The organism is Fructilactobacillus fructivorans (assembly GCF_000814735.1).
In the GTDB taxonomy this organism is placed as follows: domain Bacteria; phylum Bacillota; class Bacilli; order Lactobacillales; family Lactobacillaceae; genus Fructilactobacillus; species Fructilactobacillus fructivorans.
Map to the genome: position 1 here is coordinate 40777 of NZ_JOJZ01000021.1, position 18245 is coordinate 59021.

An 18245-nucleotide genomic window follows, 5' to 3' on the forward strand; every position below is an offset into this window, starting at 1 on the left:
ATTCACCTTAATTCATGATTTGATAGATTGAGATAATCGTCAAACCATAATCCTTCTGTTTAATCAGTCGATAATTTGCAGCGTCGTCTGACATGTTAGTCTGATTATCAGTTTCACAGATTACCATCCCATTATTGTTCAATAAATGATCTTTAGCGATCTCGTCTAACTGCTTCATCATTTGTTGCTTTTTGTACGGTGGATCTAAGAAAATATAATCAAAAGATTGTCCTTCTTTTTTTAGTTTAGTCAAAGCTGACTCCGCATTAATCTTCCATACGGAAAAATCGTTCGGATCAGAAACCATGGCGATGTTTTCTTTGATGGTCTTATAAGCCGCGTACTGTTTATCGACAAGAATTGCATGGTCCATTCCCCTTGAAACGGCTTCTAAAGAAACCGCTCCCGAGCCAGCGTATAAGTCCAGAAAATTACCACCATTAAAGTAGGGACCAATCATATTGAATAACGCTTCTCGGACTTTATCAGTTGTTGGTCGCGTTTTATTTCCCGGAACGGGTTTAAGTTTCCGTCCCCCAAATTTTCCTGAAATTACTCTCATTTTTGATCCTTTATTCTTCAGTATCGTTCTCAGCGTTAACTTCGCCAAAATCAATTGCTAAGTCAACCGTTGGAGAAACATCTACTTTTTTTACAAATCTTAGTTTATTAATTTCTTGAATCGTCGTATCCAGTTCCTTATTATCAACAAAAATAATAACATAATGCATTTTTTTAGATACAAATTGAATATCACCAAATTTTTTTAAGTTCTTAACCTGGCGAATCGAATATGTCGAAACAATTAATTCCGTTCGATCAGTTAATTTAGTCATAGTCTCACCTTACTTAGCTTTTTTATTACGTTCCTTTTTCTCAATCCTACTAATGTGAAGAACTAATCCAAGACAAATGGTTAAAGCAATAATACTCGAACCACCGTAACTAATGAATGGCAGGGCAACCCCAGTTAATGGGATCATACCAATCGCACCACCAGTATTAAATAATGTCTGAATAAAAATATAGGCGGCCGTTCCGTAACAAATCGTACTATAAAAAGTATCGTTAGTTCGACTCCCCACTGCAATAATCCTTAGAATTAAATACAGAAGCAATCCTAAAACAACTAAAATGCCAACAATTCCAAGCTCTTCACCGATAACTGCAATTATAAAATCAGTATTGGGTTCTGACAAGTAACCCATCTTTTGGATTCCATTCCCAATTCCAACTCCAAACCAGCCACCATTACTAATGGCATAATACGAATTTACTAACTGATGGCCAGAAGTTTGAATGTACTTGAATGGATCAGAGAAACTGATAATTCTTTGCATTTGATAACTGTGCATGTGAGATATTATACCCTCAAAGGGTTTGATCCATAGTCTAAATCCTACAAATAAGGCTCCAATCCCAACAATCCAGATCCTTGCAGATTTAAAGTTACTTCCGGCAGCTAAAATCATCATCAAAATGATAAATAAATTAATTGCAAAGCCACCAGTATCAGGTTGGAAAAGAATTAATACGAGCATAAAAATTGGAATAAGACTAGGTCTAGCTACTGTTATAAATTCTTTGGATAACCCATCATTTTCAAAGAATGGTTTTTCGTATGCTAAGACATTTGCGTAATACAAAATAAATAATGGTTTACAAAACTCGGCTGGCTGAATGTGGACTGGACCAAGTATAATCCATCCAGCAGCACCATTAGTAGTGGCACCAAAAAACATTAGAAATATTAAAGCAAAGACCATTATAACCATTAATATGATATAAAACTTTAAGTTCCCCTCAAATGCCTTACTTCTTAGAACAGAAAAAAATATGAGAACACAAAAACCAACTACCACAAATACAATTTGCAGAACTAAATAACGAAAAGCCATATCTGTATGAGCACTTAAGCCCTCACTTGATGAAAATACCATTACAATTCCAATCATACTTAGTAGTAAATAGGGAACCATAATATACCAATCTAACTGTTTTAAGTATTTAATCATATTAATCTCCAACTCATTATGTAAAATCCACGAACTAATAACATTCATTATACTAGTATTAACAAATAAAAAAAGACTATTTAACATCGTTAAATAGTCTTAGTTATTTCTAATTAATTGTGACGACGCTTCTTAGCAGCTTTCTCACGTTCATTAGTATTTAGGATTCGCTTTCTCAATCTAATGTGATTTGGAGTAACCTCACAAAGTTCATCGTCATTTAAGAATTCAAGTGATTCTTCAAGAGTCATATGAACAGGTTCTTTGACCTTAGCAATATCTTCAGATCCAGCAGCACGAACATTCGTCTGGTTACGACCACGGGTAATATTAACCGAGATATCATTATCTCTAGCATTTTCACCAACAATCATACCTTCATAAACCTCAGTACCTGGATCAGTGAAGATCTTACCACGATCCTGAACAGCCATGATTGCATAAGTAGTAACTTTACCTGGATTAATTGAAACCAAGGTTCCGTTACGACGACCAGGGTTCCAGTTCTTAATCGCAGGAAGATACTTACTAAATGAATGGTTCATAATTCCATATCCACGGGTTAATGATAAGAATTGAGTACTGTAACCAATTAAACCACGTGAAGGAACCAAGAATGTCATTCGAACTTGACCGTTTCCAACGTTCTCCATGTTCTTCATTTCACCCTTACGTTGTGACAAGGTATCAATGATTGAACCAGAGTATTCTTCAGGGGTATCGATTTGAACGGATTCAAATGGTTCACACTTAACGCCATCAACATCCTTATAGATAACCTCAGGACGAGAAACTTGAAGTTCATAACCCTCTCGACGTAAAGTCTCAATCAAGATCGACAAATGAAGTTCACCACGTCCAGAAACAACCCAAGCACCAGGATCGTCCGTATCTTCAACTCGAAGAGAAACATCAGTATGAAGTTCCTTCTTTAGACGATCACCTAACTGACGTGCAGTAAGGTATTTACCATCTTTCCCAACAAATGGTGAGGTGTTAGTACCAAAGGTCATTCTAAGAGTTGGTTCATCAATTCTTAAGACTGGTAGTGGCTCTTGCTTATCAGGACTAACAACGGTTTCACCAACATTAATGTCTTCCATTCCGGAAACCGCAATCAAATCCCCAGCTTTAGCTTCATTAATTTCAACCTTTTGAAGGCCAATGAAACCCATTAACTTAGTAACACGGAATTTTTGGGTACTACCATCAAGTTTCATCAAAACAACGTTATCTCCGACTTTAATCTTGCCTCGGAAAACACGGCCAATTCCAATTCGACCAACAAAATCATTGTAATCAAGCATGGCAACTTGGAATTGTAATGGGTCATCTGAGTTATCGATTGGTGATGGGATGTTCTTAATAATGGTGTCAAAAACAGGTTTCATAGTGTGTTCCTGCTTTGAAACATCAGGATCATAACTTGAAGTTCCATTCATAGCTGATGCATAAACAACTGGAAATTCAAGTTGCTCTTCATCGGCACCTAATTCAATAAATAAGTCAAGAACTTCATCAACAACAGCTTCAGGTCTAGCACCTGGCTTATCAACCTTGTTAATTACAACAATGGGAGTCAAATGTTGTTCCAAAGCTTTCTTTAAAACAAAACGAGTCTGTGGCATAGTTCCTTCAGCAGCATCAACCACTAGAAGAACCCCATCAACCATTCGCATGATACGCTCAACTTCACCACCAAAGTCAGCATGTCCAGGAGTATCTAAAATGTTAATCTGCTTATCACCGTACTTAACGGCAGTATTCTTTGAAAGAATAGTGATTCCACGTTCACGTTCGATCGCGTTAGAATCAAGCGCCCGGTCTTGAATCTCAGTATGATCATTCAAAGTATCAGATTGCTTCAATAACTCATTAACCAAGGTAGTCTTACCGTGATCGACATGGGCAATAATTGCAATGTTTCTAATATCGTCTCTTGTTTTCAAAAATGTTTCCTCCTCAAAAAAGCAATTCAAAAATTTGCAATTTGATAAGTTAAAGAACTCAACTTCGATAAAAAAGCTGTGAGTTAATCACAGCTTTTAATTAACGCTTCGTCGAAATTTTCAGAATATCTTTTTGCGCCTTTTTTGTCGCTAACAAAACTGTATTTGATGATAGCATATCGATGGGCTTCCCGTCAATAGTAGACACTGTCATTCCAAGTGTCTCAGCTAACACACGTCCAGCAGCAATATCCCAGGGTCTTAAATGAGAAATATAGCCAATCGTTTTCCCACTAATGGCAGTCGCAATTTCAATCCCAGCACTTCCATAAATTCGATAACCAGAACTTGCCTCCGCGATTTCTTGCATATGATGAACATCCCGAATAATCAGGGGTCCACTCATACCAATCAGACCGTCTTCCAGCGAATTGTTTGCTGGCGGATTCATGGATTCAGAATTAACGTAAATCCCAATATCAGGACCACCATGATATAGTTTGTCATTTATTACATCGTAAATAAATCCCAGGGTTGGTACTCCATCAACATAGTAAGCAATCATCATGGCAAAATGATCCCGCTGTTTTACAAAGTTCATCGTTCCGTCAATGGGGTCGACAATCCAAACCTGACCATCCAAGCTATCAATCTTATCGCCTAAGCCTTCTTCACCTAGAACTTTACTCCCAGGTTCTAAAGCCCTTAATTGCTTTACAAAAAACTTCTCATTATCTTTGTCAATGTTAGTGACTAAATCTTTCCGACCTGTCTTTTCATTTACATCCAAATGACCATTAAGCCTTTCCATAACAAACGCACGTGCGGTGGTTAAAATCTGGCAGACATCATGATCAATCCTTTTTAAATTATCTACTGTTGTGATGGAATCATCCCTTTCGTTTGATGGTTTTCATACCTGGATTGTCTCTCGCTAATTTAATAACGTGATATACATCCAACCCCGACTGCTTCTCAAAATCTCTCTGTAAATTGTTCTGTTCCACTTTAGCAGGATTAATCTCACAGAATCGATGATAACTGTCCATTAGATTCTTTCGACTAACTCCACTTTTATTATAAGCCATTTCAATATTTTCAAAGAAATGACACACATCAATTAACTCTTTTCGACTCCAATCATCCACAATTGGATAAGAATAACTTTCATTAGTTTTTTGAGGCATCTTTTCCTCCATTAATCACAGCTGTGATAATTTCATTGGCCCAACCTAAATCTTGATTTAATTTCTTCTGCTCATCTTCTGATAGTTGTAATCGGATCGCTTGCGCGGCTCCATTACGATTAATTAATTTTGGGCTCATATCTAATTTTAGTTCGTCTTTTTCTTTATCAACACTCACAACTGAACAAATTAATGATTGGCCTTCATACATTGATATTAGTAACCGAATTAACGCTTTACTCTGAATCATTTGATTAGTCACAACATCTGGATCATCAATCACCTGCTGAACTTGACCAATAATATCACTACTATAATTATTACTATCATCAGCTAAATAAGACAGTAAGGTAGCAGGACCAATATAAACCCGACTCCATGCAACTAGATTATTGGTATTGAGTCCCAGCACATTGACATTGATATCATCAGCACTCACATCAAAATTCCTTAATAATTCGTTCTTCAAAAGCATTTCTTGTGGCAGCGTTCCCACTCCGATAATATTTTGGTTATCGAGACCAGAAAAGCCCGCCGCAAAGTATGCAAAAATTTCATCGTGTGGAGCATTAATTACTATTTTCCCACGAAAACCATTTGAAACACAATCATTGATCACGTTACGTAAATTATCAATTTCTGGCCTCATATCCTCAGCAATTTGATTGGCATCGGTTAATTTTGGATTGTAAAATTCGATATCTGGTAAATACAATAACGCATCAAAATTGTTTAATTCAGGCTTATCTGCGATTTGAATTGATAGGTTATGACACATTTTGCTGGATAATACGGCTGATCGAATCTGTTCACTATCATCAACTTGAATAGTAACCGGAAAGTCGCAAACGATTAGCGCTTTTAAAAGAGCTAAGATTCTGTCTATGCTTCCCTTAATTAATAACTTTGGTTGCATTCTAATTCCTCCACTTATTCTAAAGAATTTATTAATTTTTTTCTTGTTAATAAAGTACCATTTCAAATTCTATTTTGCACATATGAATAATACAAATGCTTCTATGCCATGAAATTCACTGGTTTTAAGTTTTATGATAGAATAAATTAGTAGTAATTGACATGAATTAGGAGGTAAAACGTTATGTACCTAATGAAAGACATAACACGAGAAGGCAATCCGGTCCTTAGAAACCAAACCAAGCCCGTAAAGTTTCCACTTAGTGACGAAGATCGAGAGCTTGGTGAAAAAATGATGAAATACCTAGAAGTGAGCCAAGACCCAGAACTATGTAAAAAATATCATCTACGAGCTGGTGTTGGTTTGGCCGCCCCACAAGTCGGCCAATCGAAGTCAATGGCAGCAGTTTTAACCCCACCCGAAGGTGAAGATCAAAAGTCACCATTTAAGGCCATTATGATTAATCCGGTAATCATTTCCAATTCCGTTCAACGTGGTGCGTTGACCGAGGGTGAAGGATGCCTCTCGGTTGATCGAGATGTTCCTGGATTTGTTCCCAGAGCCGATCGAATTACGGTTAAATATCAGGACTTAGAGGGTAAGGAACACAAAATCAGATTGAAACATTACCCTGCCATTATTGCACAACATGAAATTGATCATCTTCATGGGATGTTATTTTATGATCACATCAATAAAAATGATCCATTTTCAAAAACAGAAGACGAAGTATTTTTTGACTAATGAACTTGATTTTATTTCGAAAGGGAAACGTTCTTACGTTTCCCTTTCTTTTTCATTTAATTTATCAATGTCACTTAAATATTCATGCGTAGCCGGATTAACCACATTAGCAACATCAAATATCAATACCCGTTTGTTTAGCCAACAATCAGTTACAATCAAAGTTTTCTTTTCATGGGCATCCACGAAACCATCAGGAACGGCATACTCAGCTAATTTTTGGTTCAACAAAGATCGTAATAAATCGGCATCCTCATACCCGTCTTTAACCACACAACGGTACTCAAAAACCATTACGCCTCTTCCCCAAAAATCTGATAGAACCTGAGAACCGACGTAACTTTGAATAATTTCTCGTTGATCTTCAACTTCAAAGTATTTGACTACCTTATAAATTTCAGCATCAACTTCATGTTTCATTTTTAATTGATACCTTCGCGTTGGTAAAGTAACAAAAAAATAGTGGAGACAATTATAGATTAGAAAAGCCACTACTACACCAACAACTAGCTCTAAAAATATTTTCAATTTTCTTCTCCAATTAATCCAATTTATAGTTTTATTTTAACATGAATCATGTTTGTCGATTCACATGATTCTATACTTATTTGTCATAATATGCTAAAATGTGGTCAATTGTTGCGTTATTGCAACCTAATGTACGAAAAAGAACATTAAATCATCAAAAAAGGAGTAATTATATTGATTTATAAAGTTTTGTATCAAGACGAAAATAATTCTAACCCTAAACGTGAAGCAACTAAAACCCTTTATTTAGAGGCAAAAACGGTCGCTGATGTTAGAACTATGCTGGAAAAACACACGAAACACAACATCGAATTCATTGAACCGCTTGAAGGGAAGCACCTTGAATTTGAAGAAAATGATCCCGGATTTAAAATTACGGAGTTTAAATAGTTATGAAGAAATTAAACATCAAAAATAACGAAACTGCTATTTATGGTGTTGGTGGACTCGGAGAAATTGGTAAAAATACTTATGGGGTACAGTTTCAGGATGAAATCATCTTGATTGATGCTGGAATCAAGTTCCCTGAAGATGATCAATTGGGAATTGATTATGTCATCCCAGATTATCAGTACTTAATTGATAATAAAGATAAAATTAAGGCACTTGTTATCACTCATGGTCATGAGGACCATATTGGTGGTGTGCCCTTTCTTTTAAAGGTCTTAAATGTTCCAATCTACGCTGGTCCACTAGCATTAGCGTTAATCAAAAATAAATTGGAAGAACACGGCTTGCTAAAACAGGCGGAACTTCATGAGATTAACGATAAATCAGTTTTAAAATTCAAAAAAACGAGTGTTTCATTTTTTAGAACCACTCATTCAATTCCAGATACAATGGGAGTAGCAGTTCATACACCAGATGGTGTCATTGTCGAAACAGGCGATTATAAATTTGATCTAACCCCTGTTACTAACCAGCCGCCTGATTTGCAAGCAATGGCAAAGTTGGGTGAAGAAGGTGTCCTCTGTTTAATGGCTGACAGTACGAACGCTGAAAAGCCGGTCTGGACTAAATCAGAAAAATGGGTCGGAAAATCAGTTAGACACATTTTTGATGAAGTAAAGGGCCGAATTATCTTCGCTACCTTTGCTTCTAACCTATCGAGAATCAAGACTGCCATTGACACTGCCCTTGCTCACGACCGTAAAATTGCTGTATTCGGTCGAAGCATGGAAGCTGCCATTGTTAACGGGAGAAAACTTGGATACCTGGATGTACCCGATAGTGCCTTTGTCGATGCTCAAGAACTAAAGCACCTCCCCGCTGATAAAATCATGATCCTATGTACCGGATCACAAGGTGAACCGATGGCAGCCTTAGCTCGAATTGCCAACGGAACCCACCGTCAAATTTCTATTCAACCTGGAGATACCGTTGTCTTTTCAAGTAATCCAATTCCTGGAAACACACTGAGTGTTAACCGAGTTATTAATGAGCTTGAAGAAGACGGCGCCACTGTCATTCATGGTAAGATCAATAATATTCATACATCTGGACATGGTGGCCAAGAAGAAGAAAAATTGATGCTTCGATTGATGAAGCCCAAGTTTTTTGTCCCCATTCATGGTGAATACCGAATGTTAAAGATTCATACCAAACTGGCACAAGAATGTGGGGTTCCAGCTGATCATTGTTTCATTTTGAAAAATGGTGAAGTGTTAGCCCTTACTAAGGATAGTGCCCATATAGCTGGTTACTTTAATGCTGGGGACGTTTACATTGACGGAAACGGTGTTGGTAACATTGGAGATAAAGTTCTCCAAGATCGTCAACTTCTTTCTGAAGAAGGACTTGTTGTGGTTGTCGCAACCATCAACTTAAAGAACCAAGAAATTCAATCTGGTCCTGATCTCCTTTCTCGTGGGTTTGTCTACATGCGTGAGTCTGGTGAATTATTAGATGAAGGCCGTAAGTTAGTCTTTCGAACCATTCGACGTGCTATGAAAAATAAAAACGCCGACGAAAAATCGATTAGTAAAGCCATTGTCAATGATTTATCTAACTTTTTGTATGAAAAGACTCAAAGAAGTCCACTAATTTTACCAATGTTAATTATGAATGATTAAACCACAAAAGGGTGAATCCACTTAGGATTCACCCTTTTTTAATTTATTCTTGTAGAAAGCACAAAAAAACATGACGATTTCGTCATGTTTTTTTATTTACTTGTATTTAACAATTTTATCAATTTCATCTAACTCATCTTGGGTAAAATCAAGATTATCTAAGGCCTTCAAGTTATCATCTAAGTGATCAACCTTTGAAGCACCAGTAACAACACTGGCTACAGTTGGATCGTGTAATAACCATGCAAGTGACATCTGAGCAAGCGTCTGGTCACGGTTCTTAGCAATACCATTTAACTTGTTTAATTTGTTAACAGCACTTTCATCACCGTTAGCTAAAATAAACTTGTTTGTCTTGTGGAGTTTAATGTCTTCAGGAATTCCTTTCAGATATTTACTAGTTAATAATCCCTCTGCTAGAGGACCGTAAGCAATAAATCCATCATGGTTATCGGCTAAAGTTTTAAGGGTTCCGTCGTCTTCTGGTTCCCTATTAAGCATGTTATAAGAACTTTGGTTAACTACAAATGGTGTCTTTAACTCTTTAAATAATTTAATCATCTCAGCAGTTTGGTGACCATCGTAATTTGAAATTCCAATATACAATGCCTTTCCTGCTCGAACTAAACCGTCAAGGGCTTCGGCAGTTTCTTCAAGTCTGGTATTAGGATCAAATCGATGAGTGTAATAAATGTCTACGTAATCAAGACCCATTCTTTGGAGACTTTGATCTAAGGCAGTAACTAAAGTTTTCTTGGAAGAATAATTTCCGTAAACTCCAGGCCACATATGAAAACCGGCCTTAGTTGTAATGATTAATTCATCACGATATGGCTTTAAGTCACGACGATAAACTTGACCAAACATCCTTTCAGCTGCACCAGAACCAGGACCATAATTATTAGCTAAATCAAAACTAAAGATCCCCTTGTTAAAGGCATGAAGCATTACTTTTTCACTATCTTCAAAATTAGCGTCATCGCCAAAACTATGCCACATACCGAATGATAATGCAGGTAATTGCAATCCAGTAGTTCCTGCACGTCTTACTTTCATATTATCGTAACGATTATCATTTGCTTTAAATACCATTAGAATCCCTCCAAATTTTTATTAATCAAACAATTTACTTGTTGATTGTTCGTTCTCAATTAATTTTAAGGCATTACCAATCAGCTTGCCAACTGAAACGATCACCATTTTATCAATTTTCTTGTCTTGCGGAACAACAATTGAGTCAGAAACAATTACTTGCTTAATTGCTGGATCCGAAAGATTCTTTTTGGCGTCTTCAGTAAGAACTGGATGAGTTGCAACCACATAGACTGCTTTAGCCCCAGCATTCATAATTGCTTTAGCTGTAATCTTCATCTTATCACCTGTCACAATCATGTCATCAACTACAATTGCGTTCTTACCCTTCACATCACCAATGATCGTGCTAGGCACTTTACTGTAGTCCTCAGGATCTCGATTATCAACGATGGCAATTGGAAGATTCAAGTATCCAGCCATTCCCCGTGCTTTAGCAACACTATTGTAATCTGGTGAAACAACAACAGCATCATCACTTACATCGTGCTCTTTTAAGTAATTTCCCATCAATTCAAGTGACCTTAAATGGTCAACAGGAATATCAAAGAATCCCTGGATTTGAGCAGCATGTAAATCAAGGGTAACGACCCGATCAACTGCGCTAGATTCAAGAAAAGTAGCAATTAGCTTAGCAGTGATTGGTTCCCTCGAACGTGCTTTACGATCCGATCTTGAGTAACCATAGTACGGAATCACCACATTAATTGTATTCGGACTGGTTCTTCGAACGGCATCAATCATAATCATTAGTTCCATTAAATTATCATTAACCGGATCAGAAAGTGATTGGACAATATATACATCATCACCACGAATGCTTTCATTAATCGTAATTTGAATTTCACCATCACTAAAGTGATTGATGGTGGCTTTACCAATATCCATTCCACTAGCTTCAGAAATCTTTTCTGCTAGCGGACGATTTGAATTTAACGCAAAGATCTTTGCTGATCTATCTTCTTTTTTAGTTTTCACCATCGAATTTTCCCCTCATAACCAACTAATTACTAAGTACATTATAATCGAAATCTCACTATTTATCATTATTAAAATTTTGAGGGGTAATTCCCTGCATTCCAATCATTGGATCAATATCATTACCCAAAATCTTCTCTTCCGACAAAATAAAGTCAGCCGGATTATTGTCCTTGGAATTTGTTGACATTTCTTTTTTTGCACCAATTACTTTAGGCTGATATTCTTCATTAATTACATATTGTAAACGCTGCTTCAACGTTGTTTTTCGATTAACGGATTCATTTTCAATGCATTCCTCAAACGAATTTGGATCACCCAACATAATCAACATTTTAGATGCCCGAGTAACTGCAGTATACAATAAGTTCCTTTTAAGCATTCTTCGGTACTGTGGAACAATCGGAAGAATCACCATTTTAAATTCACTTCCCTGTGCTTTATGAATTGAAGTACAGTAAGCAAGCGTAAGCTGGTTCCAATCATTTCTCGTATAAGTAACTTCATTTTGATCAAATGCGATCGTCAATTTATCAAGATAATGCTTATTTTCTTTATTAATTTCAATTCCAACAACCTTACCAATATCACCGTTAAAAATGTTGTTTTCAGGTACGTTAACCAATTGAAGGACCTTATCGCCAATTCGATACTTAGTTCCTCGATAATCAACTTCCTTTTGTGCTTCTGAAGTTGGTGGATTCATAATATTCTGAATCTCTACGTTGAGACGATCAATTCCAGCCGATCCTCGATACATTGGTGCAAGAACTTGGACATCAGTCGAACTGAATCCTTTAACCTTTGCTTTATTAACCACTTGTTTAATTACTGATTCAACTTGTTGCGTATTACAATTAATAAAGCTGCGATCCCGTTGATTTACTAAAAGTGTTTGGGGCATCACTCCATTTTTAATGTCATGGGCCAATTCCACAATCGTCGATCCATCATTCTGTCTATGAATCTGATTAAGCTCAACACTTGGAATAGTATGCGATCGAAGCAAATCATAAAAAACTTGTCCTGGTCCAACTGATGGCAGTTGATCTTTATCACCGACAAAAATAACTTTCATCCCATTAGGAATGGCTTGGCTTAAAATCTTAAATAAGTCCGTATCAACCATCGACATCTCATCAACAATTAATAAACCACCCTCTAAATCATTAGCGGCCTCTTCATCACCGTGACCAGTTAAACCCAGCAATCGATGGATGGTACTAGCTGGAATCTTAGTGGAGTCACTCATTTTTTTAGCAGCACGTCCAGTTGGAGCAGCAAGTAAGACCGGGTAAGCTTGTTCCTTATAATCATTAATATCTAAGGACAAGTCATTAGCTTTCGCAAACGTTCGTACAATTCCATTAATAATGGTAGTTTTCCCGGTTCCTGGTCCACCAGTGAGTAAGAAAGCCGGATTAATCATGGCCTCATTGATGGCTTTCTTTTGCGATTCATCGTACTCAATTCCAACTTCTTTTTCGACTTTTTGAATTATTTTTGAAAAATCATGAGATTGTTGTTTATCCTGTCCACTTTGCTCAATTCTCTTCATATTTTCAGCAATTCGTAATTCATCATCATACAGATTTTTTAGATAGATTTTATCTTCGTCAACAACAATTTTTTGATCTTTAGCTAAATCGTACAGCTCTTCTCCAAGCTTTTTATTATCAATTTGTTGGGTTCGATCTGTTTCCAGAATACGGGTACTCTCTTGCATCAATTCTCTAGTATCAGAGTAAGTGTTCCCACTTTTAATTGAAAGTGAGTCTAAGGCCGTCAGCAAGCCAGCACGGAGACGACCTTTGGCATTGTAATCTACCCCCACTTTGTTAGCAATCCGATCAGCCCGTTTAAAACTAATTCCAGAAATATCTTCAACTAGTTGATAAGGATTCGTTTTAATAACTTCTAAAGCTTGTTCCTTGTACTTCTTAAAAATTGCAGACGCTAAATTACTACCAAATCCATAACTATTTAGTCCAACAATTGTCTGTTCAACCCCATTATTTTCATGGACAGTTTGACTAATCACATCTTTTTGCTTTTTTGTTAATCCAACTGAATTTAACACAGCTGGATTTTCCAAAATCTTTTCAATTAAACTAGTTCCAAGATGGTTAACAACCTTTTCAGCCGTCTTGGGGCCAATTCCAGTAAATTCACTTCCAGATAAGTAATTAATTAAGCCTTTTTTGGAGTTTTGACCCACACGTTCATAATTTTCTGCTTGAAACTGCTTTCCATATTTAGGATGATCAACTAATTTCCCAACAAAACGGTAAGTAACATCATCACTAATATCCGCAAAGTTCCCGGTTATAACAATTTCATCTTCGTGCCAGTCTAAGTTAGTTTCACTAACCTTTACCAATAAAACCTTATAAAAGCTATCAGAACTCTCAAAAAAAGTTGTCTGAACTTGTCCTTTGACATAGGGATGTTCATCTTGAGCTGAATTATTCAATTTTTCATTGGTTTGAAACAAATCCATTGATTCAGACAATTATCTTCTCCTATTTCGGATCATTACGTTTGGGGTCATCTGGATGATCCTTTTTTTGTTTATTTAATTGCACTACTTTCTCAATGTCTTTAATCTGACTTTGCTTGGCATCAAAGTTTTTCTTATCGTACTTTTCCGCCTTTTTAAAGTAATCCTCAAATGGCTCCCCAAGAACCATTGCAATCAAACCACGATCAAAATTAGCCTTGCCATCATGAGGATCATTTTTTAAAACCCGGTCATAAAAATCAGCTGCTTGATCAAAGTCACCAAGGGCCATTAAACATTCACCCATCATTTTATTAATTTCAGGGTCCTGTTTCGCTAATTCTTGGGCTGTTAATAAGAACACTAATGCACGTTTATAGTCTTTTTTACCCATGTAACTCTGTGCAAGCATCACGTAGGCATCTTTTTTAAGCCCTGGATCATCAACTTGTTGAAACTGATGAATTGCTTTTTCAAATTCACCCGCAGAATAATATACGTTACCTAATCCATATAACAATGTACTTTTTGCTTTCTTACTTGAATCACCAAACAATCCTAAGGCTTTCATCAACAATTCTTCGGCCTGCGTATAACTCTTCAATTCAACCAAAAAAACACTTAAATCGTAGTAGGTTCGATAATCTTTCGGATGATCATCAATATCCTTAACCAACTTATGAAGGGTCACTTCAGCTTGTTTTTGTCGCGGATCTTCGGTTGGTTGTTGCTTACGTTCGTTATCTGTCATATTTTGACTCCTATTATACTAAATCTGACTTTTCAATCTTTTTATCTAAATAACTAGTATCATTCCAATCAATTAACTGATAAGTTTTACCGCTATCATTAGTCTCGATAATGGTGGTACTAGTATTAGCTAATCCACCACGTTTTCTGAGATCCTTTAAGGGAATCCCTAATAGTGAATTAATTAATGCGTTAAGGGCTGCCCCATGACTCACAATTAAAATATTATCGTCACGGTCGTAATTTTGAGCAATTTCATCGATTTTGCTACGCATTCTTTTGATTAAGGCTGGGAAAGTTTCGCCACCAATGGCCTCAGGCTGATATTTTTCAGGATGATTTCGAAAAGCATCGAATTCTGCTGGAAATTTCCTTTGCACGTCAGTAAATTTCATTCCTTCCATCTTACCTAAATGAAATTCCTCAAGCCGACTATCCAGTGAAATAGAAGACGGATATTTTAACCAATCCTGAATTCGAAATGCAGTCGTACGAGCTCGCTTAATCGGACTCGCGTAAATATGCGCAAAATGAATCCCTGACAGATACTTTCCAGCCTGATCCATCTCATGGTAGCTATCGTCTAACAACGGGGAATCTCCGCCGGCACCTTGATAACGACTTTCTAGATTCCATTCTGTTTTTCCATGCCTTACAAAATAAAGTTTCATGATAAACCCTCTCACACATTAATCTAGCCTTATTATGCCAGTTTAGAATTAAATTATCAAAAAAAGTCCGACCCCTAATGAGTCGAACTTTTTATTTGATTATACGTACTGTAACTGATGATCATTTTTAAATGCTGCATCAATCGTAGCGGTACCTAGACACTCTTGACCATCGTAGAAAACTACGGCCTGTCCAGGAGTAATCGAACGAACCGGTTCATCAAAAACCACCTTAACGTGATCGTTATCTTCAACATGAACGGTAACACCAGTGTCTTTTTGACGGTACCTAAACTTGGCGGTACAGTGAAAATCATTTCCGCGCGTATTGGAATCAATCCAAGATAGTCCGGAAGCCGTTAGATAATCTGCATATAAGTGTTCGTTATGATAACCCTTTCCAACATACAAAATGTTTTTGGAAAGATCTTTTCCAACCACAAACCACGGAAGATTATCGTAGCCATCTCCACCGATACCTAGGCCCTTTCTTTGACCAATTGTATAATACATCAAGCCATTATGCTGACCCTTAACTTCGCCATCAAAGGTCATCATTTTGCCGGGCTTAGCTGGCAAATAATGACTAAGAAAATTATTAAAATTATTAGGACCAATGAAACAAACTCCCATTGAGTCTTTTTTGTCTGCTACCCAAAGGTTTGCTTTTTTTGCAATTCTTCGGACATCTGGTTTAGTCATCCCACCAACCGGAAACATTACTCGATCCAATTGGTCTGCTGAAAGCTGACTTAGGAAATACGTCTGATCCTTATTAAGATCAGTGGAACGTAAAAGATGATTATGACCATCTTTATCACGCTTCAATTGAGCATAATGCCCCATTGCAATATAATCGGCACCTAAATCCATGGCATACTCGAGAAAAGCTTTGTACTTAATCTCAGTATTACAAATTACATCAGGATTAGGAGTTCGTCCTCGTTTGTATTCCGCAAGGAAATACTTAAAGACACGATCCCAATACTCATGTTCAAAGTTGACAGAATAATATGGGATGCCGATTTCGTTAGCAACATGAGCAACATCTTTGTAGTCTTCAGTAGCGGTACAGACACCGTCAGCATCGGTATCATCCCAGTTCTTCATAAAGACGCCAATAACATCGTATCCTTGTTGTTTGAGTAAGTAGGCAGCGACAGAAGAATCAACTCCACCACTCATTCCAACAACAACACGTGTTTTACTGTTATCTTGCATAACATCACCATCATTCTTTAGATTCTGAAAATCTACGATTTGAAGGTCGCAATTCCAGTATTTACTATCTTACTCTATTAAATAAGGTTCATGCAACCTTCGGCTCTTCTTAAACCCTTCGAAAAACCTTCCTTAAGATCATATTTTGCATAATAAAATTGAATTGATCCCGTTCTTCTAAATGTTTATCATTTGAAAAAATATCAACGTCATTCATTTCATTGCCATCAACAATCGCCATCTTAAATTCAGCCATATCGGAATTAATGGTGATTTTTAATTTCATTGCGTTTTTACTAAAGGGTGATTCTGGATCAATTGATTTTTTATAGGCAAAGTTACCACTCTTAGTGTTACTAAATCCAAGATCCAGAAGTGTATACTTTTTGATTTCAGGACTTAACTCATATTTAGTATCTCCACCCTTTAGCTGAAGTGACTTTGAAAATGCCATTACTTTTTATTTCCCTTCTTTAAGCGCTTTACAATTGCCGTGATTTCAGTAACTAATTTTTGAATATCTTCATCAGTCGTATAGGCCCCAAAGCTAATTCGAATCGACTCTGAGATTCTGGGACTTTCCTTACCAAACATTGCTGTCAAAACATGTGACGGCTCTAAACTCCCAGCCGTGCATGCCGATCCACCGGAAACTGCAATTCCAGCTAAGTCTAAGTTAGTTTGCATTACATAAGTCGAAATTCCCTTGATCCAAATATTGAGAACATGGGGAAGAGTATTGTCACTCATTGATCCATTAACATCAATGGCAATTCCGTTATTAGTAAGACCATCGACTATCTCACGCTTAAATCGTCTAAAGGTTTCTCTTCGTTGTTTTTTCTTCTCACTTGGAAGGTTTTTGACTGCCGTAGCAAAACCAGAAATTTGGGGAATATTTTCCGTTCCAGCACGACGCTTATCTTCTTGATCGCCACCCATAATGTAACTGGTAAAATTAATTCCATTTCGACGATACAAAAACCCGATCATTTTTGGTCCATTCAGCTTATGAGCTGAAGTTGAAAGGAGGTCAATATGATCCTTCTTAACGTCAATATCCAACAATCCATAGGCCTGAACGGCATCAGTATGAAACCAAGCTTGATGGTCTTTAAGCAATTCACCAATTTCATGAATTGGATTTTTACTGCCGACTTCATTATTACCGGTCATGATAGAAACTAAGATCGTATCATCATCAAGGGCATCCTTTAAGTCGTCCATCGAGATATTACCATGTTCATCCACTGGCAGATAGGTCACCCTAAATCCATGATCTTCCAAATATTTCATGGGCTTTAAAATGGCTTCATGTTCAATAGAAGTCGTAATGATGTGTTTACCAAGACTTTGACGTGCCTCAGCCGTTCTAATTACCGCAGTATTATCGCTTTCTGTTCCACCACTAGTAAAAACAATTTCATTGTCATTGGCATTGATACTTTTAGCAATCACATGCCGACTATCTTCCAAAATCTCCTTGGATTGTCTGCCAAGTTGATACAAAGTTGATGCGTTTCCAAAGTTATTTTTAAACTTATCGTACATGTCATTTAGTACTTCGCTTGATACTGGTGTGGTTGCGGCGTTATCCAAATAGATCTCACCCATTTAAATCA

19 protein-coding genes are annotated in these 18245 nt (G+C 36.9%); 3 read left to right on the forward strand and 16 right to left on the reverse strand.

Translation table 11 applies throughout. The annotated features are described in order from the left end of the window. Positions 1 to 7: 7 nt before the first annotated feature. The 7 genes from rsmD to LfDm3_RS05530 form a co-directional block, all read right to left on the reverse strand. On the reverse strand, positions 8 to 562 hold the full coding sequence (gene rsmD / locus LfDm3_RS05500) for a 16S rRNA (guanine(966)-N(2))-methyltransferase RsmD (protein WP_039144876.1): 555 nt from the start codon (positions 560 to 562) through the stop codon (positions 8 to 10). A 10-nt stretch (positions 563 to 572) separates the two neighbouring features. After that, complete coding sequence (locus LfDm3_RS05505) at positions 573 to 836, reverse strand: YlbG family protein (protein WP_010021247.1); 264 nt, start codon at positions 834 to 836, stop codon at positions 573 to 575. Positions 837 to 845: 9 nt separating this feature from the next. Then, a complete protein-coding gene (locus LfDm3_RS05510; protein WP_039144877.1) occupies positions 846 to 2015 on the reverse strand; it encodes an FtsW/RodA/SpoVE family cell cycle protein in 1170 nt (389 codons plus the stop codon). Between the two features lie 113 nt (positions 2016 to 2128). Then, positions 2129 to 3964 carry a translational GTPase TypA gene (typA, locus tag LfDm3_RS05515; protein WP_010021242.1) on the reverse strand — a complete coding sequence of 612 codons (1836 nt, stop codon included), beginning with the start codon at positions 3962 to 3964 and terminating at the stop codon, positions 2129 to 2131. 100 nt (positions 3965 to 4064) lie between these two features. Continuing rightward, positions 4065 to 4850, reverse strand: coding sequence for an inositol monophosphatase family protein (locus tag LfDm3_RS05520; RefSeq protein ID WP_039144879.1), 786 nt, complete (start codon positions 4848 to 4850; stop codon positions 4065 to 4067). A gap of 4 nt (positions 4851 to 4854) precedes the next feature. Beyond that, a complete protein-coding gene (locus LfDm3_RS05525) occupies positions 4855 to 5151 on the reverse strand; it encodes a UPF0223 family protein (RefSeq protein WP_039144880.1) in 297 nt (98 codons plus the stop codon). Continuing rightward, positions 5135 to 6067 (reverse strand): Rossmann-fold NAD(P)-binding domain-containing protein, encoded by a 933-nt coding sequence (locus LfDm3_RS05530; protein WP_039144882.1) that lies wholly within the window; start codon positions 6065 to 6067, stop codon positions 5135 to 5137. The genes LfDm3_RS05525 and LfDm3_RS05530 overlap by 17 nt, the downstream gene beginning before the upstream one ends. Positions 6068 to 6250: 183 nt before the next feature. Here LfDm3_RS05530 and def point away from each other — a divergent pair, with 183 nt between their 5' ends. Continuing rightward, the gene (def, locus tag LfDm3_RS05535) at positions 6251 to 6811 is read left to right on the forward strand and encodes a peptide deformylase (protein ID WP_010021236.1); all 561 of its coding nucleotides are present in this window, start codon (positions 6251 to 6253) and stop codon (positions 6809 to 6811) included. A 33-nt stretch (positions 6812 to 6844) separates the two neighbouring features. Here def and LfDm3_RS05540 read toward each other — a convergent pair whose 3' ends face one another. After that, on the reverse strand, positions 6845 to 7339 hold the full coding sequence (locus tag LfDm3_RS05540; RefSeq protein ID WP_147299359.1) for a hypothetical protein: 495 nt from the start codon (positions 7337 to 7339) through the stop codon (positions 6845 to 6847). A 174-nt stretch (positions 7340 to 7513) separates the two neighbouring features. On the opposite strand from LfDm3_RS05540, the gene LfDm3_RS05545 reads away from it, so the two are divergent. After that, complete coding sequence (locus tag LfDm3_RS05545; RefSeq protein ID WP_010021232.1) at positions 7514 to 7729, forward strand: DNA-directed RNA polymerase subunit epsilon; 216 nt, start codon at positions 7514 to 7516, stop codon at positions 7727 to 7729. A 2-nt stretch (positions 7730 to 7731) separates the two neighbouring features. Continuing rightward, positions 7732 to 9411: a ribonuclease J1 gene (gene rnjA / locus LfDm3_RS05550; protein WP_039144884.1), complete on the forward strand. Its 1680-nt coding sequence runs from the start codon at positions 7732 to 7734 to the stop codon at positions 9409 to 9411. A 96-nt stretch (positions 9412 to 9507) separates the two neighbouring features. Here rnjA and LfDm3_RS05555 read toward each other — a convergent pair whose 3' ends face one another. From LfDm3_RS05555 to LfDm3_RS05590, 8 genes are all read right to left on the reverse strand, one after another. Then, complete coding sequence (locus tag LfDm3_RS05555) at positions 9508 to 10503, reverse strand: aldo/keto reductase (protein ID WP_010021230.1); 996 nt, start codon at positions 10501 to 10503, stop codon at positions 9508 to 9510. Positions 10504 to 10524: 21 nt separating this feature from the next. Next, the gene (locus LfDm3_RS05560; protein WP_010021228.1) at positions 10525 to 11484 is read right to left on the reverse strand and encodes a ribose-phosphate diphosphokinase; all 960 of its coding nucleotides are present in this window, start codon (positions 11482 to 11484) and stop codon (positions 10525 to 10527) included. Between the two features lie 55 nt (positions 11485 to 11539). Further along, on the reverse strand, positions 11540 to 13981 hold the full coding sequence (recD2, locus tag LfDm3_RS05565) for an SF1B family DNA helicase RecD2 (RefSeq protein WP_039144930.1): 2442 nt from the start codon (positions 13979 to 13981) through the stop codon (positions 11540 to 11542). A 22-nt stretch (positions 13982 to 14003) separates the two neighbouring features. Next, the gene (locus LfDm3_RS05570) at positions 14004 to 14732 is read right to left on the reverse strand and encodes a tetratricopeptide repeat protein (RefSeq protein ID WP_039144885.1); all 729 of its coding nucleotides are present in this window, start codon (positions 14730 to 14732) and stop codon (positions 14004 to 14006) included. A gap of 13 nt (positions 14733 to 14745) precedes the next feature. Then, entirely contained in the window at positions 14746 to 15405 is a 660-nt protein-coding gene (locus LfDm3_RS05575; protein ID WP_039144932.1) for a histidine phosphatase family protein, read from the reverse strand. Positions 15406 to 15501: 96 nt separating this feature from the next. Next, the gene (mnmA, locus tag LfDm3_RS05580) at positions 15502 to 16623 is read right to left on the reverse strand and encodes a tRNA 2-thiouridine(34) synthase MnmA (RefSeq protein ID WP_010021223.1); all 1122 of its coding nucleotides are present in this window, start codon (positions 16621 to 16623) and stop codon (positions 15502 to 15504) included. Positions 16624 to 16732: 109 nt separating this feature from the next. Further along, the gene (locus LfDm3_RS05585; RefSeq protein WP_039144888.1) at positions 16733 to 17077 is read right to left on the reverse strand and encodes a hypothetical protein; all 345 of its coding nucleotides are present in this window, start codon (positions 17075 to 17077) and stop codon (positions 16733 to 16735) included. Then, a complete protein-coding gene (locus LfDm3_RS05590; RefSeq protein ID WP_039144889.1) occupies positions 17077 to 18237 on the reverse strand; it encodes a cysteine desulfurase family protein in 1161 nt (386 codons plus the stop codon). The genes LfDm3_RS05585 and LfDm3_RS05590 overlap by 1 nt, the downstream gene beginning before the upstream one ends. Positions 18238 to 18245 lie beyond the last annotated feature (8 nt).